Here is a 1,707-nt window from a genome sequence, read left to right on the forward strand (position 1 = left end):
TAACCCCTCAGTTTCCAAACATTAACTATCAAAGAGCATAATTACACTTGTAAAAGCAAACATTCATAGATAACTCCTTAGTTTTTAAAGATCTAGTTTCAAACTAGATCTTTAAAGATAATTCAATCTATAAATACAACCCTATAATATATTTTTATCGTTTTTATTTACTTTAAGAATTCTTATATAAAACTATGCTATAATACAAGCCATAGTTTTAATTTTAATAAGGAGAATTCTCATGAAACTAGTTAAACTTAGTTTAGTAGCAGCTTTAGCTGCAGGTGCTTTTTCAGCAGCTAATGCTGTTTCACTTGAAGAAGCTATAAAAGATGTTGATGTATCAGGAATGTTCAGATATAGATTTGAATCTGATAGAAGAGATGTTGGAAATAGACCTGTTCAAGTTGGCGTAAATCCAAATGGAACACCTAAAATGGCAACAGGAACTGTAGATGGTTACAACAGCTCTAAAGAAAACAAGCATAAATTTAAATCTCAATTAAATTTCAAAGCAGCTTTAGATGATAACTTCAAAGCTTTTGTTCAATTCCAATATAGCACAAGTGAACTTGGTTTTAATAGCCCAAATGCTAAAGCTGAAACTGATACTGATAGTACTTTTGCAGTTCAACAAGCTTACTTAGAATATACTAATGAAGCTTATGCTACAAATGTAATCTTTGGTAAAATGGAAGTTGGTTCTATTTGGACTGATGATGCAGTAGGAACAGGAGCTAAAATTCTTAATAATTCTATCGAGGGTTTAACTTTTGCTGGTTATTGGTTTGATAGCTTCAATGTTACAAGCGATGGAGATTTTACAGGTTTAGGTATTGCTGATACTTCTTTATATGGTGCTGCTGTATTAGGTGATTTTGATCCATTTGCTTTCCAAGTATGGGCTGCTTATTCAAACAATTGGGCATTTTTATATGCAGTAGATGCTAGCTATAAATTTGCATTCAATGATATGGCTAACTTCAAAATCCAAGCTCAATACTTAGGAAATAGCTTAGATAGTGATAAAGAAAAATTAGGTCTAGATAATAGCAATTTCTACGCTGCTCAATTACAAGGACAAATTTCTGCTTTTGATTTCCAAGCAGGTATCGTTGGTTATGGTGAAAAAGACAAAGCTAGCTTAGTAGTTTTAGAAGATAAAGGTAGAGTAATCGCTCCAGGTGAGCAAATTTTCTATTCTGAAGGTAGTGATTTAAGAGGTAGTACAGGTGAAAACTTCTTCTATTTTGCAGGTTTAGGTTATACTTTTGCTGAAACTGTTAGAGTAGGATTTGATTATATCGGTGGTAAATCTGAACAAGTTGGCCATGATATAGATAAAAATGAATATATTGCAAGAGTATCTTATGCATATAGTCCAAAACTTACATTTAGCGGCTTCTATTCTTACTTAACAGAAGATTTCAACCAAGCTAACACAGATGATACTAAAGATCAATATATCAGACTTGAAGCTCTATACAAATTCTAATCATAAAAGCTAAGCCAAAAGGCTTAGCTTACTATATCTAAAATTATCTCTTCTTTTAATCCTTGTATCTTAATTTCTTTTATTTTTAAATCATTAGGTAGATTTTTAAGCAAAGCTTCTTTATTATGTATATTTTTACTTGCTAATACTCTTAGTATTTTACCCCTATAAGCTTTAGCAAAATGACTTAAAGTTTTGGAATTTTTTAAAAA

Annotated in this window: 1 protein-coding gene and 1 pseudogene; one reads left to right on the top strand and one right to left on the bottom strand. The window is 30.9% G+C overall.

The window, feature by feature from the left end; genetic code table 11:
- Positions 1 to 241: 241 nt before the first annotated feature.
- Positions 242 to 1,495, top strand: a complete 1,254-nt coding sequence (locus E2O22_RS07760) for a major outer membrane protein (protein WP_133319976.1) — start codon at positions 242 to 244, stop codon at positions 1,493 to 1,495.
- 23 nt (positions 1,496 to 1,518) lie between these two features.
- Here the strand turns inward: E2O22_RS07760 and E2O22_RS07765 are convergent.
- A pseudogene (locus tag E2O22_RS07765) lies at positions 1,519 to 1,707 on the bottom strand (YaaA family protein); the annotation flags it as partial.

This window comes from Campylobacter lari (assembly GCF_004357905.1).
In the GTDB taxonomy this organism is placed as follows: Bacteria; Campylobacterota; Campylobacteria; order Campylobacterales; family Campylobacteraceae; genus Campylobacter_D; species Campylobacter_D lari_D.

Excerpts from the sequence above, each read along its gene's own strand:
- E2O22_RS07760 (WP_133319976.1), top strand. The coding sequence starts at position 242 with ATGAAACTAGTTAAACTTAGTTTAGTAGCAGCTTTAGCTGCAGGTGCT.